Raw genomic sequence first — 26808 nt, forward strand, 5'->3', positions numbered from 1 at the left:
TTTGTCCGACAAGCATTTCCGGGACAAGGGCCTGGTCTTGAAAAGCGAGGGAGAGCATTGCCGACACAGCATTTTTACGGTTTAATACCCTATTGTCATAAAGCCCTCGCAACTTGTTTCTCGCTCGTATCCTTCTGTTTTTTGCCACGCTGACGGCTGCCGTATGCGCCGAAGCCACGCCGGCTGTCGCGCTTTACTACGGTCAACAAGCGCCGCTCAGCGATTTTCGCGCCTTTGACATTGTCGTTGTCGAACCGGATCACGGACATGACCCGAAGCGCTACGCTCGCCCGGACAGCGCCTTGTACGCCTACGTTTCGGTCGCCGAAGTCCAGGCCAGCCGGCCCTACTACAAGGCCATCCCTGAAACCTGGAAAATGGCCCGGAACGGTGACTGGAACTCGGTCGTCATTGACCAGACACCAACCGAATGGCCCGAGTTCTTTGCCGAACAGGTGGTTGCCCCGCTCTGGGCGCGAGGCTATCGCGGATTCTTCCTCGACACGCTCGACTCTTACCGATTGGCCAGAAAGTTCGATGAAGCCGCCCAGCAGGCCGGCCTGGTTCGGGTTATCGAAACATTGCACAAACGCTTTCCGGGCATACAACTGATTCTGAACCGGGGTTTCGAGATCGTGCCGAAAGTCCGCGACAAAATCCGCATGGTCGCTGCCGAGTCGATTTTTCAGGGCTGGAATGCCTCCAACCAGCGTTACGAACCAGTCAAGGCGGCCGACCGGGAGTGGTTGCTGACGCAATTGCAGACCATTCGCCAGCGCGACGGCCTGGACATTCTGGCCATCGACTACGTCGCCCCCCACGACCGTGCGCTTAGCCGCGAAACAGCCGAACGCATCAAGGCGCTCGGGTTTATTCCCTGGGTGACCGACAGCAACCTTGAAAGTGTCGGGATTGGCGCAATCGAAGCCGTTCCACGCCGCATTGCGATGATTTACGACAGTGCCGAGTCACCAGCGCTTAACTACGCCAATGCGCATCGCTTCCTGCAAATGCCAATCAACCATCTTGGCTACATCGTCGACTATGTCGATGCTCGCAAGCCACTGCCTGAGCAGATTCGGCCAGATCGCTACGCCGGCATAGTCACCTGGATATCCGGACAGCTCCCAGACACCCAAGGTCGAGCCCTGTCCCGCTGGCTGCTCAACCGCATCGATGCTGGCTTGAGGCTGGCCATCATTGGAGATTTCGGTTTTCCTGTCGAGCCGTCGCTTGCCAGCCGTCTTGGCCTGAAACTGCAATCAGGAAGCGTCTCAGGCACGCTCGGCATTGTCCGCCAGCACCCGATGCTTGGTTTCGAGGCAAAGCCCTTGCCCAATCGAACCGGACTGCCCCCCATCCGCCTGGCCGACAAGCAGGCTGAAGCATTGATCGAACTGCAAGATGCCAAACAGCAAATTTTCACAGGCGGCGCACTGACTCGCTGGGGTGGTTTCATTCTCGATCCGTTCGCCCTGATCGAAGTTCCTGGCACCGAACAGGCACGCTGGGTCATCGACCCCTTCCGTTTCTTGCAGGAAAGCCTGCACCTGCCAGCTTTACCGGCGCCGGATGTCACTACGGAAAATGGCCGACGCCTATTTTTCTCGCACATCGACGGCGACGGTTTTCCATCGCTGGCCGAATTCCCGGGCAGCCCGCCGGCCGCAGAGGTTTTGCTCAAGGAAATTCTGGAAAAATATCGCATTCCGACCACGGTCTCGGTCATCGAATCGGAAGTCTCGCCCGAAGGGCTGCATCCGAAGCAAAGCCCACAACTGGAAGACATTGCCCGGCGCATGTTCCGGCTGCCCCACGTCGAGATCGCCAGCCACACATTTGCCCACCCGTTTCTCTGGGACCACAGCGTCAAGCACGGCATATTCAAGGATGGCAAGGAGGAGTACTACCATCTGAATGTACCCGGCTACCGATTCGACCTTAACCGGGAAATCGTCGGCTCGATGAACTACATCCGCCAGCGCCTGGCACCACCGGACAAGCCGGTACGCATCCTGCTCTGGTCCGGCGATACCGCCCCCGGCGCAGACGCACTGGAAATTACCGAACGCTCGGGTTTCCTCAACATGAATGGCGGCGACACTTCGATCACCCGGAGCAATCCGTCACTGACCGCTGTCGGCGCCCTTGGCATCCAGAAAAATGGTTATCTGCAGGTCTACGCACCGATCACCAACGAAAACATCTACACCAATCTCTGGCGCGGCCCCTACTATGGTTTCGAGCGGGTGACCGAAAGTTTCGAGATGACCGAAAGTCCGCGTCGCCTGAAGCCGGTCAATATCTACTATCACACCTATTCAGCCAGCAAGCCGGCCGGCGTCAAAGCCTTGCATCGCGCATTTGCCTGGACGCAGACACAGTTGTTGCACCCGGTTTTTGCCTCCGAATACATCGCCAAAGTCCAGGATTTCCATACCCTGGCCGTCGCCCGTGAGGCACAGGGCTGGCGGGTTCGGGGCGATGGCCGCTTGCGCACGCTGCGCCTGCCGACGGACATGTTTCCCGACATGGCAGCAGCACAAGGCGTCGCCGGCCACACGCCTGGCCGCGATGGCAACTACCTTCATCTGACGGACAGTTCAGCCTGGTTCGCCAGTCGCAACACGCCGGACAAACAGCCTTATTTATTCGATGCCAATGGCCGGATCAGTCACTGGCAAAAAACACCCGGCCCAGGGAAACTGCGCCTGAGTTTTCAACTGAACGCCCATCAAGCACTCGACTTCCGACTGGCCAATGTCACGGCCTGCCGTATTGAAATCAACGGGAAATCCGTCACGCCAGACCGCACAGAAACCCTGGCGACCATTCCTGTCTCCCGCTTCCGGCTCAAAGATGCTGCTGCCAAGATCGAAATTAGCTGCGCAGCGCCCTGACCGCCCCTATCTCGCGCCACTCTGGCTGCTGCTCCTGCTCGGCGGGCTGATCGCGCTCGCCCTGATCATCATCTATCCGCAAAAGAATCTGGTCGAGCGGGTCAGCCAGGCGCCGGACAGCGAACTGAGCCGCGATTACCTGCTCAACCTGCTGCGGACCGACCCCAACAACCCCAAGCTTCGCCTCCTGCTCGCCCGGCAGGATTTGGCACGAGGCAACCTGAAGGCCTTGCGCGAGACCTTGCGTCCGGCGCTCAACGCCGGCGATCCCGAGCTGCATCGCGAAGCCCTGTGGCTGCTCTGGCTGGCCGGCGAACAGGAATATACCGCCGAGGTGCAGCAGGACCAGCGCAACGCACGTCGCAAGGAACTGGCCCGACAACTCAAGGCCCTGGCCAACGAAAACTGGCCCGACGAGCGGCTGGTTGAAATCGCCGGCAAAGCCTTTACCTTCGGAGAAAGCACGGCCGGCATCGCCCTGTTCGACCAACTGGCTCGGCGCAGCACAAACTCCGTCGCCACCGCCAACACCCTGATCGATGCAGCCCGTAGCGCCTTGGCCAATGGCAATTACCGGGGCAGCGCCGAGCTGTACTTGCTGGCCCGAAAAAAGACGACCAATGCGGCCCAGGCAAAACGCTGCTTTCTGAGCGCACTCGCCACCTTGCAATCGGGCAACCAGTTGAGCGATGCCCTGTTTGTTGCCGAACGCGACATCGGCGAGCTGGCCGATGACAGCGAAACGCTGTTCTACCTGACCAACCTGGCGCGCGCCGCCGGCCGCCCGGACATTGCCGACCGTTACGTACGCAAGCTGCTGCGCTTGAGCCTTTTGCGCCAGCTCGAACAAATACGCCTGGCCGCCGAGCACGGTGGCGCCCTGCCACAAAAAGCGGCTTTTCGGCCGGTAGACCGCAGCACGGACAATCCGGAACGGCAAGGGCCGCAAATTCCGTTCGACGACAAAACCTACACCCTGGGCTACGAGGTTTTTCTCGAAAACAGAAAACTGGACGATGCCTGGAAAGTTGCGGCATCCGCCGTTCGTCAGGTCCCGGAAAACCTGCTCTGGCGTGAGCGCCTGGCCCGGGTCGCCGAATGGACACAGCGCCCGGCCATGGCGCTCGACAACTGGCTGCATCTTGCCCGCCAGACCCAGCGCGACGATGCCTGGCAAGCCGTCCTGCGTCTTGCGCCGGGGCTGTTCAACGACGAAGCCCTGGTCGCCGGCCTGCAATACGAACTTGCCCGCCGCCCCTCGGACGCGAAGCTGCTGCGTGAAATCGTGGCCGCCTGGGAACGTCAGGGCGAGCCGAAAAAAGCAATCGCTTTCCTGGCTCAACTGAACCGCCAGCACGACTCACCGTTTGCCCTCGAAATGCAGGCTGATCTGTACGAGCGGGCAGGCGACCCCAAGGCCTCGCTGGAAACCTGGCAACGCCTGCTCGGCAAGCCTCAGCAGATCACTGCCCAGCGGGCCTTGCGGGCCGCCATTCAGGCGACACTCCTCGGCCACTACCGACAGGCTATCGACTGGCTCGACAAGGCCCGCACGCAGGATGGCGCCGACGCCGGACTGAATCGGGAATTCTGGCAACTACTGGCTCGACTGGCCGAATTCGAACAACGCGAAGGGCTCGCCGTCGATGCCTATACAAAGCTGACCGCAGGTCCGGATGCCGAAGAAGGCGACTTCGACACACTCCGCCAATTGCTGGCCGAAAGCTACCCGCTGGAAGCGGCCAAGGTGGCCGTCCTCGGTTGGCAGCGTTTCGGCCGGCCAGCAGCACTGCTGCAGGCACTCAATCTGTATGCCGGACAACAGCAATGGGCGGCAATGGGGGCTTTGCTGAAACAGCTCGATCCGGCCCCGAATGCAACACGGAACGCACTGGCGACTTTGCGCAAACAACCCGACTTCTTGCGCCTCTCGGCGCTTTACCACCAAAACAGCGGCCAGCTCGAACTGGCGCGCAAAGAGCTTTCTGCCGCCCTGCAGCTAGCCCCCGGCGTACGCGATATCCAGCAAAGCATGCTGTGGCTCCTGATCGACAGCAACGACGCGCCCGCACTACGCCGGCTGCTGGCCAGCCGCGAAAGCGAATTGCGGACGGAGAGTTCGCTGCACGACGCGCTGGCTGCGGCCTATCTCGCCTTGTCGCGCCCGAAAGTGGCCCTGGAGCGCTATCTGACGCCCCGCCTCGCAGCGCACCAGGATGATTTTCTCTGGCTGATGAATTATGCCGACGCGCTCGACCAGAACCAGCAAACCGACCGCGCCTGGCGCCTGCGCCGCCATCTGCTCAGCCAGGAATGGCAAGCCGCGCAGCCCGCGGCAAATGGCGCGGTCGACGCCAGAAACAAGGCAATTTCAACCCGTCGGACATGGCTGGACAATGACCAGGTCGACGCCACCCGCCGGCTCGCCCGCGCCCGCTTGCTGATCACCCAGCGCGACGGCGACACCGGGCTCGATGCGCTGCGCGAGTTGCTCCGCCTCGACCGCGGAGCCGAACAAAACTACTCGAACGCAGCCGTCGAAAGCATTCTCGGCTGGTTGCAGAATGCCGGCGAGTACAACGCCGAACGCGGCCATCTCTGGCAACAATATTCACGCAGCCTGAGCAAGCCGGCGAACCGGCCGCTGTGGGCTGAAATCTCGGTCGCGCTGGCCCATGATGACGGCGCAGCCCTCGGCCAGATGCTGGACGAGGCCGGCGAGCGCCTGCCGCGCTATGACCGGATCAACGCCGCCCGCCGGATTGGTGACCTGCGCAGCGCCCAGAGCGACGCATTCGACACGCAAGACCAGCAAAGCGACGACGATCCCTTGCACATGCAATTGACCGAATCGCTGCTCGCTTTCAGCGATCACGCCGGCGGCGCGCTGGCCAGCCGTGACCTGGGCGCTTTCAGCGAAGCACAAGCCAGCGCCGAATGGCACCTGGCCCTGACTCCCCGACTTTCGCTCGATCTTCAAATCGGACGCATCCAGCGCCAGAAAGTCGATGAAGCCGTGATCCGCAACGTGCCCGATGAGCGCTTCACCAGCCTGCGCATGAACTGGCAGGAAAGGGGCGAACAATTCTCGCTGCTGGCCGAAGATCGTCACAGCCTGAGCAACTACCAGCCGCGGCAAATCGAATACGAACATCGCATCGACGATCGCCTGTCGCTGCGTATCGGACTGGGACAAAACCTGCCCAGCCAGGACAGTACCGCGCTACGTATCGCCGGGATGAAAGACCGCTTTTCTGCCGGACTGAATTATCAACTCAGCCGCCTCGACCGGTTCAGCCTGGAACAATTCAGCGAACGCTACGCCCTGCAAACCGGCTCGGCGATTGGTCGCGGGCAGCACACCTCCCTCGTCTTCGCCCACGCACTGCGCCAGGAAAGCCGCGATCTCGAACTCAGCGCTTTCTGGTCAGCCCACCGCTTCAGCCGCGAAGACAGCTACAGCGACGCCGCACTACTCCCGCTCCTCCCGGCCAGCATTGCCAATCTCGGCGAACTGCGCCCGGATTTCTTCCTGCCGGAAAATTTCAATTTCTACGGCCTGCGCCTGTCGACAGACATGCGCTACGAGCGGGAATACACTCGCGCCATCCGGCCTTACGCCAGCTTGAGCCGAACCTGGCACAGCGAACTGGGCCCCGGCTATGACGTCCGCCTGGGCCTGGCCGGCAGCCTGCTCGGCGCCGACCATTTCAGCCTGACCTGGGGACAAGCACGCGGCGGGCCGCAAACCGGCGGCCTGACGCGTGACCTGAATTTCAATTACCGCATGCATTACTGACACTTTGACCGGAAGCCCGATATGACCAGCACATTCCGCACCCTGCTCCTTGCCGCACTGACCCTGTTGGCCAGCGCCTGCTCGACGCTTGACCGCAGCCCACCCCCGGCGCTCGAACGCCAGGCCAACTGGGTGGTCCTGCCCTTTGCCAATCACACCGAAACGCCGCTGGCCGGCCAGCGTGCCGAGGCAATTGCCGAAGCGATCCTGCACAGCAACGGGATCAGCAAGGTCAAGCGCTACCCAAGCAACCTGCAGCAAGAAGCGCTGTTCGATGCCGGCGAACGCCGCCAGCAGGAAGAAGCCCTGGCCTGGGCGCGCCAGCAAGGCGCACGCTACGCGTTGGCCGGCGCGGTCGACGAATGGCGCTACAAAGTCGGGGTCGATGGCGAACCGGCTGCCGGTGTCGCCCTGCAAATCATTGATGTCGGCAGTGGCGATACACTGTGGAGCGGTTCCGGCGGCAAAAGCGGCTGGAGCCGTGAAGCCCTCTCCGCCGTCGCCCAGCAACTGATCCGCAGCCTGCTCGGCAGCGGCCTGTCCGGCGCCCGCTGAGCCAGCCATGGGCTTACTTGATCTCAAGGCGCCGAGCCAGGCCGGCACAATGACCGAAGCAACCGGGCAAAGCTCGGCGCTCGATCCCGGCACGCCGCAATGGAGCGTGTTCGGTCAGTTGACCTCGCCCGTCACTCACCCTTGGGCCATTGTCGGCGAAACCATCCTGCTTCCGTTGATCGCCGTCAGCCTCGGGCTCTGGCTGAATCCGGACGACCCGCTGTGGGTCCATGCCAGTTTCCCCTGGGCCTGGTTCGCCCCTGTCGTCCTGGCCTTGCGCTACGGCCCGCTGACCGGCATTGGCGGCGCAGCGATGCTGCTCCTGGTATGGCTGGCACTGAATCTGGTTCACCCGGCCGAATTCCCCAAGCTGTTTTTCCTCGGCGGACTGATCCTGGTCATGGTCATCGGCGAATTCTCCAGCTTGTGGCTGGCCCGCGCCCGTCGAGCCGAAGCCATTCAACGCTATCTCGACCAGCGGCTTGAGTTCCTGACCCACCAGTACTACCTGCTACGCCTCTCGCACGACCGTCTGGAGCAAGACTTGATCAGCCGCCCGATGGCGATGCGCGATGCGCTTGGCGCCATGCGCAACCATATCGCCACCGAGCAGATGGACTCCGACTCGGCCGGTGCATCAGCCCTGCTCAGGCTGTTGGCCCAGTACTGCCAGTTGGAGGTGGCCGCGCTGCACTACCTGGTCGACGAACGCCTGCAAACAACAGCGATTGCCACGCTGGGCAACACCTCGCCGCTACAGGCCGACGATCCGCTGATCGAGCATGCCATGCAGACCGGCCACCTGTGCCACATTGCCCAGTCGCTCAACCAGAGCGAACAATCGAGCCGCTACCTGATCGCTGCGCCCCTGAACAACCTCGACGGTGAATGTTTCGGCCTGCTGCTCGTCGAACAAATGCCGTTTTTTTCACTGCAGGATGAAACGCTGCAAACCATCAACCTGCTGCTCGGCTACTACGCCGACAGCCTGTCGATGCATGCACTGGCCGCCCAGATTCGCCGCAAAGAACCGGACTGCCCGCCAGAGTTTGCCTTCGAACTGCAACGCCTTTGGCACATTCGTCAAAGTTCGCAAGTCAGCAGCGTCGTCGTTGCACTGGAAATCCAGTCGCGCCCGGGCATGCCGGATGTCGCACAACAAATCCAGCGCCAGAAACGTGCGCTTGATGAAAACTGGCTGATTCAGGACGTCGACCGCAGCATCCTGGCCACACTGATGCCGCTCTCCGGACAATCGGCGGCCGAAGGCTATCTCAGTCGCCTGGAAATGTGGGCCCATCAAAAAAGCGGCCAGACCCTCGCCGAGCTCGGCATCTTCGGCCACATCCTGCCGCTCGACACCGATCCACCGCTCGCCCTGCTGCAACGTTTAAACGAAATCGCCCATGCTTCAGCACAAACTCGGCCTCTACGCCCTCACGCTTGAGCTGAGCGCCTGGAGCGGCGGTGCGCTGCTGACCAGCCACAGCGACAGCGTGTTGCTCTGGTACCTGGTCTTTCACGGTGCCGCCAGCCTGATGCTCGCCAGCTTCGGCATTCTGTTCCTGCCGCCGGCACTGGCTCGCCCACGTCGCCCGGTCCTCCTGCTGATGGCCGGCTGCAGCTACGCCATCCCGGTTTTCGGCTTTGTCGGCGTGCTGATCGGCATTGTCATCCTGCGCACCTATCGCCCCAAGGAGCTGAACAGGCCATTCGAATCCCTGCAACTGCCCGAATTCGATCCGCATCAGCACAGCACCGGCGGCTTCCGGCAATCCGGTCTGCGCTCTTTTCTCGGCAACACGCGCGCCCCGATGGCCTCGCGGCTCGGCGCCCTGGTCGCCCTGCAATATGTTTCCGGCCGCGTGGCCTCGCCCTTGTTGCGCGACGTGCTGGCCGACCCGAGCGAAGACATCCGCTTGCTGGCCTATGGCATGCTGGACAATCAGGAAAAGCGGATCAACCAGGCGATCGACGAGGAGCTGAAACACTGGGCCGAGGCGACAAACGCCGACAACGACCAGGAGAGTGGCGCTCAGGCACAAGCCGCAGCCCGGCGCCTGTCCGATCTGTATTGGGAGTTGATCTACCAGGAACTGGTACAGGGTGACTTGCGCATCCATGCCCTGTCCGAATCCTCGCGCTACTGCCAGATCGTGCTTGATCACGAACCCGACAATCCGGCCCTGAACCTGCGTCAGGGACGCCTGCTGCACGATCTGGGCCAACCGGAAAAAGCCGAAGCGGCGTATCTCAAGGCGCTCAAGCTCGGCCTGCCATCGACCCGCGTCTTGCCCTACCTGGCCGAGCTGCGTTTCGATCAGGGCAACTTTGCCGGCACGCGCACCCTGATGGCCGAACTAGGCGACTGGTCAGCCCTGCCCAGACTGCGCCCGATCATTGAATACTGGAATAGCAAATGACTTACCCGACGGCTGAAGAAGCCGATATCGCCCTCTTGCTGGAAGGCACGTTTCCTTACGTCAGCGGCGGCGTCTCAAGCTGGGTCAACCAGATCATCCGGGCGTATCCGGAATATCGTTTCGCCCTGATTTTCCTCGGCAGCCGGCGTGAGGATTACAAAGGGTTCAAATATGAACTCCCGGCCAATGTCGTGCACTTCGAGGAACACTTTCTCTACGACGACATTGCCTCGCACGAAAAGCCTTCGCCACGCACCGGCGACGCCGAGGCGTTTGCCCAGGCCGCCAGACTGCATGAAAAGTTCGTCCCCGGCACGCCGCATGGCGAAGCCATGGCCGCCTTCCGCGATGTCGCCCATGCCATGATGCCGGGCGGCAAGCTGACGCTCGAGGATTTTCTGCACAGCGAACGCGCCTGGGAGATCGTCTGCGAGCGCTACCGCAAATTCTGTACCGATCCTTCGTTCGTCGATTTCTTCTGGACGGTGCGCATCATGCACGCCCCACTCTGGAAGCTTTCCCGGATTGCCCACGGCCTGCTCAAGGTCAAGGCCCTGCATACCGTATCGACCGGCTATGCCGGCTTCCTCGGCGCGCTGATCCGCCAGACGCGCGGTACCCCGCTGATCCTCTCGGAACACGGCATCTACACCAAGGAACGCAAGATCGACCTGTTCAAGAGCGAGTGGATCCGCGACAACCGCAACGTCTTCCAGCGCGACCCGACCGAACTGTCCTACTTCCGCCAGATGTGGATCCATTTTTTCGAATGGCTGGGCCGCTTCTGCTACGACGCCGCCGACCCGATCATCGCCCTCTACGAACAGAACCGGCTACGCCAGGTGGCAGATGGCGCGGTCGACGACCGTACATTCAACATTCCGAACGGCATCAGTCTCCAGCGTTTTGCCCCGCTACGCGCCCTCCGCCCGAGCGAAGTGCCGCAGGTGCTCTGCCTGATCGGCCGGGTCGTCCCGATCAAGGACATCAAAACCTTCATCCGGGCCATGCGCCGCGTCGTCAATCACCTGCCGCAGGCCGAAGGCTGGATTGCCGGCCCGGAAGATGAAGACCCGGCCTACGCCGAAGAATGCCGTAATCTGGTACGCAGTCTCGGCCTGGAAAACAACGTCAAATTTCTCGGTTTCCAGAAAATTGACGACCTGATGCCCAAGATCGGCCTGACCATCCTCTCGTCGATCAGCGAAGCCTTGCCGCTGGTCATTCTCGAAGGCTACGCGGCGGGTGTGCCGACCATATCGACCGACGTTGGCTCCTGCCGCCAGTTGATCGAGGGCCTCGCTCCGGAAGACAAGGCGCTCGGCGTTTCGGGCGCAGTCGTCAGCATTGCCGATCCGCAGGCCCTGGCCGATGCGGCGATTGCCCTGCTGCGCGCACCGGAACAATGGCAAGCCGCCAGCCGGGCCGGCATCGCACGGGTCGAACGCTATTACACCGACACCTTGATGTTCGGCCATTACCGGGATGTTTACGAACAGGCGCTGGCCGCCGCGACGGAAGGGCGCTGAGCATGGCCGGGATCGGTTTCGAATTACGTCGCCTGCTGCGCAAGAACACCCTGCTCGGCCTGGTCGAGGCCTACACCTACGCCGGGATCATTGGCTCCGGCCCCTGGGTTTTTTCGATTCTCGGCATCCTGCTGGTCGGCCTGATCAGTGCCAGCTTCGTCACCCCATCCGTCTTGATCACCCAGTTCCAGACTTCGGTCACCTACCTCGTGGCCGTCAGCCTGGTCGTCACCGGTCTTGTCCAGCTCGCCTTTACCCGCTTCGTCTCGGATCGCCTTTTCGAGAAACGCAACGACTGGATCATGCCCAATCTCAACGGCTTGCTGCTCGTCGTCGTACTGGTTTCCGGCGCCCTCGGCAGCCTCTGCCTGTTCCTGGTTTTCCCCGGTCTGGGCCTGCTTTACCGGCTATTGATGCTGGCCGGTTTCGTCCTGATGTGCGCCGTCTGGGTGATGACTGTCTTTCTCTCGGGGATGAAGCGTTACCACGCCATCGTCATCCTGTTTGGCATTGCTTACTCGATTATTGTCGGGCTTTCGCTGATTCTCCGGCGCTACGGGCTGGAAGGCCTGCTCGGCGGATTCGTCATCGGCCATTTCGTGCTGGTTGCCGGCATGTGGCTGCTCACCGCCCGCGACTTTCTGCCACGCGAACGCCTGATCAGTTTCGATTTCGCCGACCGCGACAAAATCTACCCCAGCCTGATGGCCGTCGGCCTGCTCTACAACCTCGGCGTCTGGGTCGACAAATTCATGTTCTGGTATTTCCCCGGCACCTCGGACCCAATCATCGGCGGCTTGCGCGCCTCGCTGATCTACGACCTGCCGGTTTTCCTGTCCTATCTCTCGATCATTCCCGGCATGGCGGTCTTCCTTGTGCGCATCGAAACCGATTTCGTCGAGTTCTACGACAAGTTCTACAACGCCGTTCGCAGCGGCGGCTCACTCGAATTCATCGAGAACATGCGCGATGAAATGGTTTATTCGATCCAGCAAGGACTGAGCGAAATCGGCAAGATCCAGACCCTGGCAGTACTCGCCACTTTCGTAGCCGGCCCGGCCTTGCTGCACAGCCTGGACATCAGCGAACTGTACCTGCCGCTGCTTTACGTCCAGGTCATCGGCGCCGGCCTGCAAGTCGGGCTGATGGCGGTACTCAACGTCTTCTTTTACCTCGATCAGCGACGCATCGTCTTGTTTCTCTGTGCCGAATTCGTCATTCTGAACATCGCCCTGACCGCCCTGACCCTGTATTGGGGCGCGGCACTTTACGGCTACGGGTTTACGCTGGCCGTCCTGATCACGCTGATCACCGGGCTTTATCTGCTGTCACGCAGTCTCAACCGGCTGGAATACGAAACGTTCATGCTGCAATAGCCGGACAGCCTTGGTAAGCTAGGGGAACAGGTTGCCCAGCCGGGCGACCAAGGCAGCTTCGAGAGGCCAGTTTCTGACAGTTCCCAGCCTTCACGTCACCACGTTCAATATCCACAAGGGATTCTCGCAGTTCAACCGGCGCATGATGGTGCACGAACTGCGTGACCGCCTGCGTCATTTGAATCCGGACATTGTCTTCTTGCAGGAAGTGCAGGGGCTGCATCTCGGCCATGCCGAAAATCACCACAACTGGCCGAGTGCACCGCAGCACGAATTCCTGGCCGACGAGGTGTGGCAGGCCTCGGCCTACGGTCGCAACATGATTTACGACCACGGCCACCATGGCAACGCCATTTTGTCGCGCTTCCCGATTCTCGATTCGCACAATCAGGACGTCACGCATCTGCAGTTCGAAAAGCGCGGCCTGCTGCATTGCCGGATTGCGCTGCCCGAAGGCCCCGCCGCGCATTGTGTCTGCGTCCATCTCTCGCTTTTCGGCCATTCGCGCCGCCGCCAGATGCATGCCCTGGCCGATTACCTCGACCGGATGGCCGACCCGACGGCACCGATCATCATTGCCGGCGATTTCAACGACTGGAGCAACAAGGCCGGTCAGCAACTGGCCGCCCGGCTGGGCCTGATCGAAGTGTTCAGCCAGCGGGACGGCCGGCCGGTACGCAGCTTCCCGGCAGCCATGCCGATGTTCCGGCTCGACCGGATTTACGTGCGCGGCTTCAACATCATCAGCACCGAAGTCCATCACGGCCAGCCGTGGTCGGCGATTTCGGACCACGCCGCACTGTCGGCATGCCTCGGCCGGCATGGCGCCTGACTTCCTGCCGGGTAACCGGATCACGCTACTCAATTCAGGCCGGGAATATTTCCCGGCGCTGCTTGCGGCAATCGATGCCGCGCGCGACGAGATTTTTCTCGAAAGCTACATCTACGCCAATGACCCGGTCGGCCAGCGCGTCTGCCACGCACTGTGCCAGGCAGCCAGGCGCGGTGTCACGGTCAATGTCACGGTCGACGGCTTCGGCGGCCGGAATTTCGCCGACGATTTCCTGCCGACTCTGACGGCGGCCGGGGTCCGGGCGATGCTCTTCCGGCCCGAAATCAGCACCTTCCATCTGCGCCGCCATCGTCTGCGGCGACTGCATCGCAAACTGGCCGTGATTGACGGACGCACCCTGTTCGTCGGCGGCATCAACATTGTCGATGACGACAACGCACCGCCCGACATGTGCCCGCGCTACGACTACGCCGTGCAGGTCGATGGCCCCGTCGTGCAGCAAGCACTGCACGCCGCGCGCCGTATCTGGGAAATCGTCAGCTGGGTCAATTTCAAGCGACGCTTCCGGCTCAAGCCAGGCCGACCTTCCCCCGTCGAGGCGACGGGCAATCAAACGGCTGCGTTCCTGATTCGCGACAACCTTCGCCACCGCAACGACATCCTGCACGCCTATCTTGATGCGATTGCCGAGGCCCGCGACGAGATCCTGATCGCCAACGCCTATTTCCTGCCCGGCGTACGTTTCGGTCGCGCCCTGCAAGCGGCGGCCAAACGCGGCGTCCGGATCACCATCCTGCTGCAGGGCAAGACCGATCACCCGATGCTGCGTTTTGCCGCCCAGGCGCTGTACACCGTGGCACTGAGCAACGGCATCCGGGTTTTCGAATACGAAAAAAGCTTCATGCACGCCAAGGTGGCCGTGATCGATGGCGAGTGGGCCACTGTCGGCTCGTCGAACATCGATCCCTTCAGCCTGCTGCTGGCCAAGGAAGCCAATCTGGTAGTGCGCGACCGTGATTTCGCCCGAACCCTGCGCCGCAGCATCCTCGATGCCATCGCACAAGGTGCCCGCGAAATGCGGGCCGACGAGTTAAGCGAACACGGCTGGCCGGTTCGATTGCTGCGCTGGCTAAGCTACGGGCTGGTCCGGGCATTGGTCGGTTTGACCGGCTACGGTCCGAAACACTGGCAAGCCGACGAGGAAATGCCCGGCATCACGCCGGAGAAGCTCCCGGAATAACGCGTCCGGAAGGAATAGCCGAAAACTGCCAGTGCGCTATCGCCCAGGCCCAGCATTCATCCAGCCGGGCATGCTCCAGGCCGGGCGGCACGGCCTGGCCGAGAAAACGCAGGGCCGCCACCAGTTGCGGCACCGGCCGGCCGGCATCGAGCGCCGGCGCCAGCGTCTGTTTCGACAACTTCTCTCCGGCAGCATTACTCACCACCGGCAAATGCGCGTAACGCGGCTGGCGATAGCCAAGACAACGCTGCAGCCAGATCTGACGCGGCGTCGACGCCAGCAGGTCGGCGCCGCGCACGATATCGGAAATTCCCTGAAATTCATCGTCGACCGTGACGGCCAGTTGATAGGCAAACAAACCATCGGCCCGCAGCAAAACGAAGTCGCCGACATCGTTTTCCAGTTGCTGGCTGAGATGCCCCTGCAAGCGATCGACAAAACCCAGATCGCCATCGACCCGCAGACGCCACGCCCGCGCCTGACGACCTGCCGGCAAGCCGACACGGCAGGTGCCGGGATAAGCCAGGCCACCATCAATCGCCGGACGGCTGGCCGAGTCGGCGATTTCCTTGCGCGAACAGGCACAGCCATACGCCAGCCCGGCCGACCTGAGTTGCGCCAGCGCCTCGGCATAAGCTTCGCTGCGCGTGCTCTGCCACAACACCGGACCATCCCAGCAAAAGCCGAAGGCTTCCAGTGTGCGCAGGATGTCATCGGCCGCCCCCGACACGTTACGCGGGGTGTCGACATCTTCCATCCGCAGCAACCACTCGCCGTGCTGCGAACGGGCATCGAGATAACTGCCGACGGCCGCAACCAATGAGCCGGCATGGAGCGGCCCGGTCGGTGATGGCGCAAAGCGCCCGCGATATAGCTGATTCATGCCGCCATTTTCGGACAAATTACCCGATTGCGGCAGCCAGCAAATACGCCGGCACAGACCAGAGGCAAAAAAAATCCCGCCGGGATCGCTCCTGGCGGGATTGCGGACCGGCGTAGATTTACTTGCCAGCCGGGGCGGCGGCAGGCGCCGGAGCAGCGGCGGGTTCAGCCTTGACGGCCGCTTTGGCATGCTTCACGTGCTTGACCGGTTTGGCGGCATCTTGCTTGACCGGCTCGGTCTTCGGCGCCTCGACCACCTTGGCCGGCTCAACCGCTTTCGGTGCTTCAACCTTCTTTTCGGCCGCCGCAGCGACCGGAGCGACAACCTTGGCAGCCGGGGCGGCAGTAGGGGCTGGGGCCGGCTGGGCAAAGGAAGCAGAAGCAAAACCAGCGGCAACAGCGAGAGCGATGACAGTCTTGAACATTTTGAATCTCCTTGAGGTTGAATCGGTACTTTGTCCGGTGCTGCGATATTGCAGCGCCTTGTTGCGAATAACGCGCTGGCAGACGGCCCCGATGTCATCAGTTGTGTAATTCACTGTATCGATTTGTGACCCGGCTGCCGCACGGTTTCTCCGAAGCCTGACTTGTACGTTACGATTTATCGTCCAGCCGCCGCGTTGACCGCAGCACGCCCCATCGATTCGAGGAATGCCATGCACCACCGATTTAAGCTTGTTTTTTGCTGCCTGATGACCGTCAGCCCGCTGCTTTGGGCCGCCGGTTTCATGGAGCGGGAAATTTCCTTTTCGACGCAGGAAGTACAGGAAGCACTCGCCAAAACGAGCAGCAGCGAGAAAAACTACGGCGGACTGGTCAGTGTTGCCCTGCCTGCCCCGCCGCAAGTAACGCTGGGCGAACCGGCCGGCCTGGCCGGTGTGACGGCGCGGCTGAACATCAGCCTGCTGGGCAGCCCGGCCATCGGCGTCGATGTGGCCGGCACCGCCGGCATTCGCTACGACGACAAACGCAAGGCATTTTTCCTGGAAAACCCGGTCGCCCATTCAATTCAGTCCCCGGCGCTGTCGAGGGACAGCGAACCAATGGCCAAACAGGCCATCAACGCTTTCATCAGCAACTATTTCCGCAACAAACCGGTCTACGTCCTGCGTGAAGATGGCAAGCCGGAAGAAATTGCGGCCCGCTGGCTGCTCAAATCAGTCCGCATCGAACCAGGCCGCGTCGTCGCCACGCTCGCTCCATTCTGAATGCCCGGCTCACCCGGCCGGGCGTTGATCGGCGAATAGACTTTTTACCGATTGCCTAAGGCCAGGGGGGTTGATAGCATCGCCCCCCGTTTCACCCGCATCCTTTTGCCCAGCTGCCGCATACGCCACCTGCGCAGCACCGTCCGGAATCGTCATGTCCCAGCCTTCAGCGCCCAGAAAAACGATCAACATCAAAGCCATTACCGATCCGGACAACAAGGTTTACCCACGTTCGATCAGCGGCCCGTTCACCACCTGGCGCTGGATTTTCGTCTGGCTGACACAGATCGTTTTCTACGGCCTGTGCTGGCTGCCCTGGCACGGTCGACAGGCGGTTTTGTTCGATATCGATGCGCGCAAGTTCTACTTTTTCGATCTCGTCCTGTGGCCGCAGGACACCATTTATCTCGTCCTGCTGATGATTCTCGGCGCGCTGGCGCTCTTCCTGTTCACCGCCGTCGCCGGCCGACTATGGTGCGGCTACAGTTGCCCGCAAACCGTCTATACCGAAATTTTCCTGTGGTTCGAAAAGGTGATCGAAGGCGAGCGCCCGAAACGCATGAAACTCGATGCCGAACCCTGGTCAGCCAGAAAACTGGGCATCAAGACGGCCAAGCACTCGGTCTGGATCCTGTTTTCACTGTGGACGGGCATCACCTTCGTCGGTTATTTCATGCCGATCCACGAACTGATCAACGATCTGGTCTCACTCTCGCCGGGCGCCTGGTCAGCCTTCTGGGTTGTTTTCTACGCCTTCGCCACCTACGGCAACGCCGGTTTCCTGCGCGACCAGATGTGCCGCCAGATCTGCCCCTACGCCCGTTTCCAGTTCGTCATGTTCGACCCCGACACGCTGATCATCGCCTACGACGCCAAGCGTGGCGAATCGCGCGGTCCACGGGCCAAAAATGCCGATTCCAAGGCGCAAGGACTGGGTGACTGCGTCGATTGCGGCATCTGCGTCCAGGTTTGCCCGACCGGCATCGACATCCGCAACGGTCTGCAAAACGAATGCATCGGCTGCGCCGCGTGTATCGATGCCTGCGACCAGGTGATGGACAAAATGAACTACCCGCGCGGCCTGATCCGCTATTCGACCGAAAACGCCGTGACCCGCCACTATTCGGCGATGGATATCCTGCGCCGCGCCGTGCGGCCACGCGTCATCATCTACGCCGCCATCCTTGCCGCACTGACCTTGGCTACCGCCTGGTCGCTGGCCACCCGCATTCCACTCAAGGTCAACATCCTGAAGGATCGCAGCAGTCTGTCGCGTGAGGCCGACGATGGCAGCATCGAGAACATCTATCGCCTGCAGATCATGAATACCGGCGACCAGACACGACGTTTCCGCATCACGATCAGCGGCAACGACAACCTGCGCCTGGGCAGCGACGAGGAAATCACCGTGGCCGGTGGCGAAATCGGGATCCAGAGCGCCATTGTCCGGGCTGAAAGCGGCTCGATCCCGTCCGGTGCGATGCCACTCTCCTTCAGCGTCACCGACATCGCCGACAATCATGTCGCGGTAACTGAAAAAACCAAATTCTGGATGCCTTGAAGCCAAGCGGCCGGTGAAAACCCGGCCGAACGATGAACAGTTGGCGCATTCGATGTTAGATTGCCCCTCTACGAATCTCGACGCGAAAGGAAAGGCACCATGAGCACGATCAACATCCTCGGCATTGCCGGCAGCCTGCGCCAGGCATCGACCAATCGCGGCCTGTTGCGTGCCGCACAGGCCAATCTGCCGGCCGATAGCACGATGGAAATCGCCGACCTGACGGACATCCCGTTCTACAACCAGGACATCGCCGAAAAACCGGCTTCCGTCAGCCGTGTTCTCGCCCAGATCGCAGCCGCCGACGCCCTGGTGCTGGGCAGCACGGAATACAACTATTCGCTGGCCCCTGCCTTGAAAAACATTCTCGACTGGGCGTCGCGCGAGCCGAACAATGCCCTGCTCGCCGGCAAGCCGGTGGCCATCATGGGTGCGGCGGGCGGCATGGGATCGTCACGGGCGCAATATCACCTGCGCCAAGTCTGCGTTTTCCTCGATCTGCAGCCGCTGAACAAACCGGAAGTATTCGCCAACGCCTTTGCTGGCGGCTTCGATGCCGCAGGCAACCTGACCGATGCCAAGCTGACGCAACTGGTTGCCGAACAAATGCTGGCCCTGATTGGCCGGATCAAGGCAGCACGTCGCTGAGCGGCATCCATGGAATTGGCACAAATCAGCCAGGCCCTGAGAAACGACGCAATGACCGTTGTTTTCTTCAACGTGCTGTTGCAGCAACTCGGCCTGCCGGTACCGGCCGTGCCCACCCTGCTACTGGCTGGCAGCCTGGTTCTCGCACCGGAAGGCATCGTTCCCATCCTGGCAGCAGCCATCGTCGCCTCGGTGCTGGCTGACTGGGTCTGGTACGGCACCGGCCGGGTCTTCGGCTACCGGGTTCTGGCCGGTTTGTGCAAGCTCTCGATCAATCCGTCATCATGCGTCAGCCAAACGGAAGCTCGCTTCGTCCGCTGGGGCCTGTCGTCGCTGGTCGTCGCCAAGTTCATTCCCGGCTTTTCAACCGTCGCGCCACCGATTGCCGGCGCACTGCGCATGAGCCAACCGGGTTTCCTGTTGGCCGCCGGCATGGGCGCCGGTTTGTGGGCAGGCTTGGCACTGGGCGCCGGCTGGCTGTTGCAGGATGCCGTCCAAAGCGCCATCGCCACCCTCGACCGGCACGCCGGAAGAGCCCTGATCCTGCTGCTGCTCGCACTGACGTTCTGGCTGGGCTGGAAACTCTGGCAGAAATACCGCTTCCGTAAATTCTGCGCCGTTCCCCATATTTCACCGGACGAATTGCTGCAGGCCCTGGCCACCGAGCAACCGCCCCTGCTCCTCGACCTGCGGGGAGCATCAATGATCGCCGATGCCGGCCCGATCATCGGCGCCCGGGTCGGCGAGCACGACTTCCTGCGTGATGCGGTCGGCGACTGGCCCAAGGAACAGGCCATCGTCACCCTGTGCGCCTGCCCGGAAGATGCCGGCGCCATCCAGGCCGCCCGCCAACTGCTCAAACAGGGCTACCTGTCGGTCAAACCGCTCAAAGGTGGCTACGAAGCGTGGTTACAGGCAACCCGGCCAGCACAGCAAAGCACATCTGCCGGATAACCAGCGGCCAGATGGTGCAAAGGCATCCGTATTTTTGTTCGATGATCTGAGAACGATTTGTTCTGAATAATTAGTCCGTCCTGAATAACCCATTTCAAAGGACGGCGAAGCGGCGAAATTCGGGAGAGGTTGATTGCCGACGATTGGTGTCGGCCATGGAGAAACACAACATCCAGACGTAAAAAAGCCGGATGGCCCTGAGAATCATCCGCAGATTGTGACCGGCACCGCAAAGCACGGCATTCAGGGCGTCACCGAGGCTGCCCTTGAGCCAATTCCGACGCAGCTTGCCTTCGTTTTTCATGTGCCCAATTGCGGGTTCAACGGCACTTCGTCGATGAATGGCTTTCCGGATGGACGGGGTGACGCCGCGCTTCTGGCCGCTGCGCCAGATCGTCACACCCTCGACACTGACGCCCCGATAGCCCTTATCGACAAACACCGCCTTCGGTTTCTGCGCGGTGAGAATGCTCACCTGCTCGATGGCTTCCGGCAACGTGTGGCCGTCGTAGGGGTTGCCGGGCAAACTGCGCATGCCGACCACCAGACCTTCCTTGTGCGTGGTGGCGACAGTGACCTTGACGCCGAATTCATACGGCTGGCGCGCCTTGCCTTTGGAAATACACTCGACCTCCGGGGCGTGCAGGCTGTAGAGCTTGTTTTTGTCTTTGGGCTTTTGCTCCAGCAGCCGTTTGACACGGGCCAGGATGCTGGCCGCCTTCGCACACTGCACTTCGTCCTGGCGATCCAGTTTGCGATCAATGTCACGCCAGACTCGCCCGACCACCGTGCGCAAGGATTTCAGGCAGGCCTTCCATGCGTCGGAATTGCTTGGCATGGGCGTAACGTCCGACCTGCACAGCCAGCCTGGGTGCTTCGCGGTTGTAGTTCTGGCGCAGGGTGATGCCCAGGGCGCCTGCCAGTTTCACCAGATGCTGCCGACCGCGTTCGAGCAGGCGACTATCGGTCGGGTAAGCCACGGCTTTTTCCATCACCGTGGTGTCGATGATAATTTTCTCGAAACTCTTTGCCTTGACCACCTTGCCCCGGCGGGCGGCTTCAATGGTTTCAGTCAGCAACCACTCAACACCTTCTTCACCGACCCGCTGGCGCCAGCGCGTCATCGACGAGGGATCAATCGGCGGCTCGTGCTGGAAGTAGGTTTCGCCGCAGAAATGCTGCCAGTAAGGGTTCTCGACCCATGTCCAGACCAGATCCGCATCCGAGCAGGCGAACGTGTGTTGCAGGTAGAGCAACCCCGCGATCAATCGCGGCGAACTGGCCGGGCGCCCGGTACGGGAGGGAAAGAACTCCGCCCATCGGGTTTCGAAGAGTGACCAGTCGATCAACTCGGCCAATTTCACCAACGGGTGCTTGAGATTGATCAGTTCCGCCAGGGGCTGCTGAAACAAGTCGCCGGTCGAGGGATGTTTACCTTTGGGACGCATCGAAAACTCACGAAAATTTGCAAGGAATCAAGGCGTTATTATCTCATTTCCGGCAAATTATCGTCCGCAAAATGACGAAATTAGCCCATCAAATCAAGAGGTTGAGCGTTGTTCAGGACGGACTGGTTCGGGAGGCCGGGCGCAAGGTATTTTTGATTCTGGACAACCTGCGAGTGCATCACAGCAACAAGGTTCGGGACTGGCTGAAAAAGTACACCGAACACATTGAGGTGTTCTTTTTGCCCGCCTATTCTCCAGAACTCAATCCGGACGAATATCTGAACTGTGACTTGAAGGCATTGGTCCATGGCGGGAAACCAGCCAAGAATCGGGATGAACTGGAATCAAAGGTGCGAGGCGCAATGATGAAAATACAGAATCGTCCAAAACGGGTTATGTCCTATTTTAGACATCGGAAAATCCAATATGCTGCCTAATGAACCTATTGGATTGCCGGGTTAATACAGTAATTTAGCCTTTTGCTGCAATTCTAAGATGCTCTGAATCTATCAGGCCGATTCGCATCCAGGTGCTGGAAATTTTTGCAATTTCACTCACCGCACGGCTGTAGCGCATTTCACCCATCCAGATAAATTCCTGCACATCTGATCGTGGGAATTTAAATTTATTATTCCCATCATCAACACGCTCTCCTATTACTCTTTTTTTTATAGGGTCTGGCGCGAATTTAAATGTGAAAATTTCTGGTGATTTCGTACTGAACTTTAAATGCAGGTCAAGCCCATCCTCGTTTTTTACAACCAGGTTGTAGCTTTTGGTATTTTCTTCTGCTTTAATGAAAGAGAATGCTGATTTTTCCTCGAGACGAAGCGTGTCGCATGCAGGTGTTAGGCAAATATAGTATGTGGATTTTTCTTTACTATCTGCACTATTGATATTGTCGTTATTTTCACCGTTTGGCTCTACTGCGCTCTCATTTTTTTTGTCTTTTTCTATGGTCTTAAGTTTTAGTATTGTCCCAGTAGTAATGGACGGCACCCAGCTTGTGTTCCATGGAGCTTTGTGTGAGCCAAATGCTTCTCGACGTAATGCAACCATGCGTGAAAATTTATTTTCACGATTTATTGATTCCTGTGTTGAGCCAGAAAGAAAGGCAGAGATGTGTTTTCTGTTGCTTTCATGGATATCAATTTGCGGCGTCTCAGAAGCTGGTTTGTTTACACCTTTGTCGTTTATTCCATGTTTGAGTAACTGATTTATTAACTCCATGTTAACGTCACCTTCTTTTTTTATGGCGACTCTTTTTTCTTTTGTTTTGATATTATCAATTTTTGCTCCTATAGCTTGCTCTATTGCTTGAACATCTTCATTTCTTATATCTAACGCACTGGCGACTTCCTTTCTATTTTTTGTGATTTTTGTTTTTATGGTTTCTAGTTTTATATGCGATGTCTCTGTTGATTCTGCTTTATTGCTGTTTGGGGTTTTGATTTTTGTTTGCAGCCAATTTTCTATAGGTTTTGGTGTTAGGTATTCATCCGCAACGGCGTCATAGCTAAGCGAGTTCTCAAATTCCGCCACCAACAAATCACGCATCAACTCTGCTATGTCTTCTGGTGGATCTGTGATCAAGCGGTTTGCAATATAAGCTGAATCAAGGTCACTTTCGAAACGAGTTAGAAGGTGGTGCGTATTTTTTCTGATTGCGCCAACTGATGCCAATGCAAATGATGGAATCAGTCCATCGTTTAATTTTGTAAACAGGGTGATGATTTTTTCTGGTAAATCGCTACTGGGAACAGTATATTTATTGACGATAGCCAGTAGGCATGCTGCACTCTTTGCGGTTTCGCCATCAACCTTGCTCAGGTCAATACCTCCACTGCCAAGCGCGGACACGGCTTCATTCAATATCTCAACTGTCACCATGTTTCCAGTGTAAATACAAATCAAGCGTAGTCTGTTGCCCTCATTTATATCTTGCTCAGCTAGTTCTTTCAGAATTTCTTTTGTTAACTCTGGCGATTGTTTTTCCAGGTGCCAATCGATGATCAGCACATCAGCAGCTTTGGCCGCTTTAAGCGCCCGCTTCTTCTTGGCATCGCTGTCAGTATCTGTATCTTTTGGCAGTACAAAGGCGCAGGACAAGCCTGCATCGGCAAATGAGTCCGAAATCTCAATGATGTCCAGGCGGTGAGCAGTCAAATCTGCCCCTCCTGTTAACGCATCACCCTGCGTTTGGGTGGTTACCGGCTGGCTGAGTTCAGCCGCTGCTTGCACTCCACCCATGCCCACATCGACAGGAATGGCGAGTGGCGCCTGGATTGTTTTGAGTTGTGCATTTTCTGGTGGTGTATATGGTTCGTTGTCCACAATGACCACATTTTTTAGAAAGCTTTTTACTGCGTTCATGCAGTGTTGTTGCCAGATCTCTTCAGGGGTAGGTGCGGACGGGGTTGCTTTGTCGCCAGCTTGTGCCGGGGAGCTTTCGATAACAGGGGGCTGATCATCAATATTTGCTGCTACAGGCTCAACCTGAATGGCATTTTCACGATTCATTTTTCGCTCACTTGTTCTTTTGCGCTGATGCGGAAAATAGGGTGGGTGTCCAGTCCGGCCTGTGCCAGTTCCAGTTCAAACCCTTCACGATGTAGGGCGTTGCGGCTTACTGCCAAGCCCATGCCGCGGCCACCGGGCTTTTTGGTTACCCCAAAGTCAAAAATCTGTTCTTTCATCCGCTCTTCTATGCCTGGACCGGTATTGGATATCAGCAAGTCCTGTCCATCAGCATCTAGAACGACTTTTCTTTCACCTTGGGCGCGGCTGTCGATCCAGTAAATCGCGTTATCAATAATGTTTACAAACGCGCCAATGATGGCGGGGGGTTTGCAGTCGATCTTGAGCTCTCGAAAAGCTGAGGTGGGTACCAGTTCTATTTTTGCTTCTTCGAGCGTTAGGGAAAATATGCGCCGTACAGCAGACAAAATTTCCTCGCCGGATAGAGTGACGGTTGAGCGGTAAAGTCTTCGGCCGAGAGGATCAATGGCTTTTAGGTAGTCATCCAGATGCTCGATATGGGTGCGCAGCGGTTTATAAATCAGAGCTAACGGGGGGTTTCGATCTGCCCATGGCCTGAGGTCATTCAGGGCAACACGTATACCGTTGGCTGCCCGTTCGAATTCATGCTGCAGGATGCCGACAGCCATGCCCATTTGGGCAAATTCCGTATAAAAATCGAGCTGCTCTTCCAGTTGCTGATTACGGTTTTCCAGTGCGGCGAAACGATCGTCCAGTGTTTCTCGGGCAGTAATACCTTCGGTGAGTTCGTCCATTTGGCGCCTGAAGGCATCGAGCAACGAGGCTTCCTCTTCACTCAGCGCACTCATGGCGTTTTCGATGTCGTGCCGGACTTCGTCCAGATATGCCGGGTTCTCTGCTGTGCGTTTGGTAAAGTCACCCACCAAATTTTCCATACTGACGCGTAACCCGGCAAATTCATCCTGTAGCGTGATACGCAAGGTTTTCTGCATATTGTCGCTAGCCATTAATGCGGCCCGGCGAAGACTACTTAATGCTTTTACAGACTCGGTTCGTTCCTTCTCTATATCTTGCAAGGCATTTTCAATGCGCTGGGCTTCGGCAATATGCCCTTCGGTAGCATTATGTAACTGCTGGTCGATATGCACGCGCAGTGGGTCAAGTATTTCTGCTTTTAGCGTGGCCGATGTATTCAGGTAAGCATTCCAGTCACGCTCAAGTGACTTCCCAAGTGAAAGCCCTTTTGGGGCCAAAATGATGCTGGCACTAGCCAGTTTTCTATATTGTGCGCGTACCTCAGCATCTAGATTACGCAGCTTTAGTGCCAAGTCGCCCAAGCTGTGAATGTTTGTCAGGTTGGCTATGCTTTCTTCAATGTAACTTCTGACTTTCTTGTTTTCATTTTCAAAGAAATTGTTCTCGTAATTTTTGAAGAAAACATCTAGCTGTTTTTTTAGCTCTCCCCTTCTCCCTTCAGCTTTTTTCCTTTGTTTTTCCAGTAATTTTGATTGCAAATCCAACTCTTTTTTCACATCCCAGAAGTCACCTTGGGGAGATGTTTCGCGAAAGAATTCATAAGCTAGTTGCTGATAAAAATTAATAAGAATGGATCGGAAATCACGATAAGCTTGGTTTTCGCGGAAGCCTTCTCGGCCTGCTTTTTCAGAAAGTGCACTATTATGTTCGTGCGAAATTTCTACGTAACCAAACCCTCGGCGATAAGAGAAAAACCAATCGCCAGCTGATTTTGTTCGTCTTTTTTCGATGTCCAGCCAATCAATGTCGCTGTTGCCATAAGGCAGCATCCTTATGCTGTCCCTATAAATGTACAGTCCGCCTAAGCGATCTAATTTTTTTGTAATATCAATCCAACTTTCAGAGCTGAGCTTTGAGTCTTTTTGCGCCCCCTGAACATAGCCATATTTAAAGTAAAAACTACCGCAGCGGGGCTGTCGACCACGGCCATCCAACCAGTTGCAAACAAACGGGCGTGATTTTCCATAAATGCTGACTGTGCCGGTGAATTGGCCATTCGCGTCGAAAGTGCCTTCGAAAAATTGGTCTGTTTTTTCAAAATCGTTGTTAGAGAAAAATTCATTTGGCCCAATCAGTGAACGCGGTTCACTGCCATTGTGGTCACGGAATTCTGTCGTGATAACAGGGAGCTGATCAGACATGTAGTTGGAAAAGCCCAGCAGATTGCGCTCCAGCTTGGAGGCATCCTTATCTGCGCCACCATCAATATCGTCATCCAGTTCAGAGGCAACTGGCAGGACAATGAAATGGGTACCGTAGCCATCTCCACTGAGAGAGAGCGGTTTTTCTCTGTCACGGTTCAGCGTGGTATCGAGGATGTCTGGACTAATCGTGCGCACCCGATCCAAGTCACGGCAGAGGGTGTCGTAGGCCTCGGGTGCAATGTCGGGCTGAAGGCTGGCAAGGTTGGCTGCAACGTGGTTGGCCAGCGTAATGATGTCGCTATTGCTTGGCAAGGTGCCACCGGGGATTTCCTTAATCGGGATGTCGATGGCGCTGATGTCAATGCCGGGCTGTTCAAATAACCCCCAGTGAACAAGCGTGACGATCAGGTTGTGCAGGCCATCTGGGCGGGCGGCACGGGTCATGAGTAGTGTGACGGGGGCGATGACGGCGATGGCCAGTCGTCCAATGCCTTTCTCTCCCATAATGATGCGTTTGGGCGGATTCCGGAGGCCTCTCCACTCATCGGTATTTGCCGTGCTATTCGCTTTTACCCGTGATTCTGTGCCGATTGTCAACCAGCGATTTTCCAGATCTTCCCTAGTCATGCCATAGCCATCATCACGTAAAACCAGAACCCGGGTACGACGATAGAAATCGACTTCAACGCGATCGGCGTAGGCGTCGTGGGCATTTTTGAACAATTCGTGAATAGCGGTTGGTATGCCTGCAATTTGTTGCCTGCCGAGCATGTCGACAGCGCGCGCCCTGACTCGTAGCTGTGTCATTGCAAC

The 26808-nt window shown here is 58.4% G+C and carries 17 protein-coding genes and 2 pseudogenes; 14 read left to right on the forward strand and 5 right to left on the reverse strand.

What is annotated here, in order from left to right:
* The first annotated feature begins 113 nt into the window (after positions 1-113).
* The 9 genes from KI614_RS14345 to clsB all read left to right on the forward strand — a co-directional run bounded on the left by KI614_RS14345 (position 114) and on the right by clsB (position 14615).
* Positions 114-2900, forward strand: coding sequence for a bifunctional glycoside hydrolase 114/ polysaccharide deacetylase family protein (locus KI614_RS14345; RefSeq protein ID WP_226406438.1), 2787 nt, complete (start codon positions 114-116; stop codon positions 2898-2900).
* Entirely contained in the window at positions 2860-6699 is a 3840-nt protein-coding gene (locus tag KI614_RS14350) for a tetratricopeptide repeat protein (protein ID WP_226406440.1), read from the forward strand. The genes KI614_RS14345 and KI614_RS14350 overlap by 41 nt, the downstream gene beginning before the upstream one ends.
* A 21-nt stretch (positions 6700-6720) precedes the next feature.
* Positions 6721-7254, forward strand: a complete 534-nt coding sequence (locus KI614_RS14355) for a hypothetical protein (protein ID WP_226406442.1) — start codon at positions 6721-6723, stop codon at positions 7252-7254.
* A 7-nt stretch (positions 7255-7261) separates the two neighbouring features.
* Positions 7262-8701: a PelD GGDEF domain-containing protein gene (locus KI614_RS14360; protein ID WP_226406444.1), complete on the forward strand. Its 1440-nt coding sequence runs from the start codon at positions 7262-7264 to the stop codon at positions 8699-8701.
* Positions 8661-9677 carry a hypothetical protein gene (locus KI614_RS14365; RefSeq protein WP_226406446.1) on the forward strand — a complete coding sequence of 339 codons (1017 nt, stop codon included), beginning with the start codon at positions 8661-8663 and terminating at the stop codon, positions 9675-9677. Before KI614_RS14360 ends, KI614_RS14365 begins: the two co-directional genes overlap by 41 nt.
* The gene (gene pelF / locus KI614_RS14370) at positions 9674-11206 is read left to right on the forward strand and encodes a GT4 family glycosyltransferase PelF (protein ID WP_226406459.1); all 1533 of its coding nucleotides are present in this window, start codon (positions 9674-9676) and stop codon (positions 11204-11206) included. Before KI614_RS14365 ends, pelF begins: the two co-directional genes overlap by 4 nt.
* Positions 11207-11208: 2 nt before the next feature.
* Positions 11209-12582 (forward strand): exopolysaccharide Pel transporter PelG, encoded by a 1374-nt coding sequence (gene pelG / locus KI614_RS14375; protein ID WP_226406461.1) that lies wholly within the window; start codon positions 11209-11211, stop codon positions 12580-12582.
* 142 nt (positions 12583-12724) lie between these two features.
* Complete coding sequence (locus KI614_RS14380) at positions 12725-13414, forward strand: endonuclease/exonuclease/phosphatase family protein (RefSeq protein ID WP_413464160.1); 690 nt, start codon at positions 12725-12727, stop codon at positions 13412-13414.
* A complete protein-coding gene (gene clsB, locus KI614_RS14385) occupies positions 13404-14615 on the forward strand; it encodes a cardiolipin synthase ClsB (RefSeq protein WP_226406463.1) in 1212 nt (403 codons plus the stop codon). The genes KI614_RS14380 and clsB overlap by 11 nt, the downstream gene beginning before the upstream one ends.
* On the opposite strand, the gene gluQRS is transcribed toward clsB, so the two are convergent.
* Both gluQRS and KI614_RS14395 read right to left on the reverse strand, forming a co-directional pair.
* Complete coding sequence (gene gluQRS / locus KI614_RS14390; RefSeq protein ID WP_226406465.1) at positions 14590-15498, reverse strand: tRNA glutamyl-Q(34) synthetase GluQRS; 909 nt, start codon at positions 15496-15498, stop codon at positions 14590-14592. The two genes, clsB and gluQRS, sit on opposite strands and share 26 nt — an antisense overlap.
* Before the next feature lie 118 nt (positions 15499-15616).
* The gene (locus tag KI614_RS14395) at positions 15617-15922 is read right to left on the reverse strand and encodes an amine oxidase (RefSeq protein WP_226406467.1); all 306 of its coding nucleotides are present in this window, start codon (positions 15920-15922) and stop codon (positions 15617-15619) included.
* A 231-nt stretch (positions 15923-16153) separates the two neighbouring features.
* Here KI614_RS14395 and KI614_RS14400 point away from each other — a divergent pair, with 231 nt between their 5' ends.
* From KI614_RS14400 to KI614_RS14415, 4 genes are all read left to right on the forward strand, one after another.
* Positions 16154-16705: a DUF1439 domain-containing protein gene (locus KI614_RS14400; RefSeq protein WP_226406469.1), complete on the forward strand. Its 552-nt coding sequence runs from the start codon at positions 16154-16156 to the stop codon at positions 16703-16705.
* Between the two features lie 154 nt (positions 16706-16859).
* On the forward strand, positions 16860-18266 hold the full coding sequence (gene ccoG / locus KI614_RS14405) for a cytochrome c oxidase accessory protein CcoG (RefSeq protein ID WP_226406472.1): 1407 nt from the start codon (positions 16860-16862) through the stop codon (positions 18264-18266).
* Positions 18267-18365: 99 nt separating this feature from the next.
* On the forward strand, positions 18366-18914 hold the full coding sequence (locus KI614_RS14410; RefSeq protein ID WP_226406474.1) for an NADPH-dependent FMN reductase: 549 nt from the start codon (positions 18366-18368) through the stop codon (positions 18912-18914).
* A 9-nt stretch (positions 18915-18923) separates the two neighbouring features.
* Positions 18924-19868, forward strand: coding sequence for a VTT domain-containing protein (locus KI614_RS14415; RefSeq protein ID WP_226406476.1), 945 nt, complete (start codon positions 18924-18926; stop codon positions 19866-19868).
* A gap of 94 nt (positions 19869-19962) precedes the next feature.
* Here the strand turns inward: KI614_RS14415 and KI614_RS14420 are convergent.
* Positions 19963-21316, reverse strand: a pseudogene (locus KI614_RS14420) (IS5 family transposase).
* Positions 21317-21438: 122 nt separating this feature from the next.
* On the opposite strand from KI614_RS14420, the pseudogene KI614_RS14425 reads away from it, so the two are divergent.
* Positions 21439-21753: pseudogene (locus KI614_RS14425) on the forward strand (transposase); the annotation flags it as partial.
* A 34-nt stretch (positions 21754-21787) separates the two neighbouring features.
* Here KI614_RS14425 and KI614_RS14430 read toward each other — a convergent pair.
* Both KI614_RS14430 and KI614_RS14435 read right to left on the reverse strand, forming a co-directional pair.
* Positions 21788-23836, reverse strand: a complete 2049-nt coding sequence (locus KI614_RS14430) for a response regulator receiver domain (RefSeq protein WP_226406478.1) — start codon at positions 23834-23836, stop codon at positions 21788-21790.
* The gene (locus tag KI614_RS14435; RefSeq protein WP_226406480.1) at positions 23833-26802 is read right to left on the reverse strand and encodes an ATP-binding protein; all 2970 of its coding nucleotides are present in this window, start codon (positions 26800-26802) and stop codon (positions 23833-23835) included. The genes KI614_RS14430 and KI614_RS14435 overlap by 4 nt, the downstream gene beginning before the upstream one ends.
* Positions 26803-26808: the final 6 nt, after the last annotated feature.

Origin of the sequence: Dechloromonas denitrificans, assembly GCF_020510665.1 — a bacterium.
Taxonomy (GTDB): Bacteria; Pseudomonadota; Gammaproteobacteria; order Burkholderiales; family Rhodocyclaceae; genus Azonexus; species Azonexus denitrificans_B.

Excerpts from the sequence above, each read along its gene's own strand:
- KI614_RS14350 (WP_226406440.1), top strand. The coding sequence starts at position 2,860 with ATGCTGCTGCCAAGATCGAAATTAGCTGCGCAGCGCCCTGACCGCCCC.
- KI614_RS14355 (WP_226406442.1), top strand. The coding sequence starts at position 6,721 with ATGACCAGCACATTCCGCACCCTGCTCCTTGCCGCACTGACCCTGTTG.
- KI614_RS14360 (WP_226406444.1), top strand. The coding sequence starts at position 7,262 with ATGGGCTTACTTGATCTCAAGGCGCCGAGCCAGGCCGGCACAATGACC.
- KI614_RS14365 (WP_226406446.1), top strand. The coding sequence starts at position 8,661 with ATGCTTCAGCACAAACTCGGCCTCTACGCCCTCACGCTTGAGCTGAGC.
- pelF (WP_226406459.1), top strand. The coding sequence starts at position 9,674 with ATGACTTACCCGACGGCTGAAGAAGCCGATATCGCCCTCTTGCTGGAA.
- pelG (WP_226406461.1), top strand. The coding sequence starts at position 11,209 with ATGGCCGGGATCGGTTTCGAATTACGTCGCCTGCTGCGCAAGAACACC.
- KI614_RS14380 (WP_413464160.1), top strand. The coding sequence starts at position 12,725 with ATGATGGTGCACGAACTGCGTGACCGCCTGCGTCATTTGAATCCGGAC.
- clsB (WP_226406463.1), top strand. The coding sequence starts at position 13,404 with ATGGCGCCTGACTTCCTGCCGGGTAACCGGATCACGCTACTCAATTCA.
- gluQRS (WP_226406465.1), bottom strand. The coding sequence starts at position 15,498 with ATGAATCAGCTATATCGCGGGCGCTTTGCGCCATCACCGACCGGGCCG.
- KI614_RS14395 (WP_226406467.1), bottom strand. The coding sequence starts at position 15,922 with ATGTTCAAGACTGTCATCGCTCTCGCTGTTGCCGCTGGTTTTGCTTCT.
- KI614_RS14400 (WP_226406469.1), top strand. The coding sequence starts at position 16,154 with ATGCACCACCGATTTAAGCTTGTTTTTTGCTGCCTGATGACCGTCAGC.
- ccoG (WP_226406472.1), top strand. The coding sequence starts at position 16,860 with ATGTCCCAGCCTTCAGCGCCCAGAAAAACGATCAACATCAAAGCCATT.
- KI614_RS14410 (WP_226406474.1), top strand. The coding sequence starts at position 18,366 with ATGAGCACGATCAACATCCTCGGCATTGCCGGCAGCCTGCGCCAGGCA.
- KI614_RS14415 (WP_226406476.1), top strand. The coding sequence starts at position 18,924 with ATGGAATTGGCACAAATCAGCCAGGCCCTGAGAAACGACGCAATGACC.
- KI614_RS14430 (WP_226406478.1), bottom strand. The coding sequence starts at position 23,836 with ATGAATCGTGAAAATGCCATTCAGGTTGAGCCTGTAGCAGCAAATATT.
- KI614_RS14435 (WP_226406480.1), bottom strand. The coding sequence starts at position 26,802 with ATGACACAGCTACGAGTCAGGGCGCGCGCTGTCGACATGCTCGGCAGG.